The following is a 244-nucleotide window of genomic DNA, read 5'->3' as shown; positions in this document are numbered from 1 at the left end:
ATGTCGAAGCACGAGCCGTGCAGCCAGCACTCAAGGGTGTCGTCGTAGACGTCACCCTCGCTGAGCTTCACCTCGGCGTGTGAGCACACGTCGTGGAGGGCGAAGACCTCTCCGCCGGAGCGCACCAGCGCCACGGGGGTGCCGCCGACCTCCACCCCGAGGACTCCGCCCTCGGGGATGTCAGTCAGCCGGCAGACCTTCTCGAAGCTCACTTCTCCAGCTCCGCTTCCACCGCCCGGGCCAC

1 protein-coding gene is annotated in these 244 nt (G+C 68.0%); it reads right to left on the bottom strand.

What is annotated here, in order from left to right:
• Positions 1–212: Rieske (2Fe-2S) protein (locus tag C1I98_RS39650; protein ID WP_146607961.1), on the bottom strand; the 212-nt coding region annotated here is incomplete at its 3' end.
• Between the last annotated feature and the right edge of the window lie 32 nt (positions 213–244).

The sequence above is a fragment of the Spongiactinospora gelatinilytica genome (genome assembly GCF_003236385.1).
Taxonomy (GTDB): domain Bacteria; phylum Actinomycetota; class Actinomycetes; order Streptosporangiales; family Streptosporangiaceae; genus Spongiactinospora; species Spongiactinospora gelatinilytica.
The sequence above is the reverse complement of the archived record's forward strand: the minus strand, read 5'-3'. Positions and strand labels throughout refer to the sequence as shown.